The organism is Vibrio sp. S9_S30, assembly GCF_014694455.1.
GTDB lineage: Bacteria > Pseudomonadota > Gammaproteobacteria > Enterobacterales > Vibrionaceae > Vibrio.
Map to the genome: position 1 here is coordinate 1 of NZ_JAAUWT010000241.1, position 215 is coordinate 215.

1 pseudogene is annotated in these 215 nt (G+C 42.3%); it reads left to right on the forward strand.

The window, feature by feature from the left end:
* Positions 1-26 precede the first annotated feature (26 nt).
* Positions 27-215, forward strand: a pseudogene (locus HC752_RS25565) (hypothetical protein); the annotation flags it as partial.

A 215-nucleotide genomic window follows, 5' to 3' on the forward strand; every position in this document is an offset into this window, starting at 1 on the left:
AAACAATTCAAGCAGACCAAAAACGTGTGGCATTTTTAGTTTGCGGTGAGTTTAGTGTTTACGGTGGTTTGCAGAAGCGGTATTTGTACGTTTTTGGCTACTTAATTGGGCGTTATAGCGCTTTGATGATTCAAGGGTTGTCAGGCTCTCGAACATTGCTGGCTTCCGTGTTTTTGAGTTTGTTTTCTCAACCTGTATCAAGGTGGAAAAGCCGT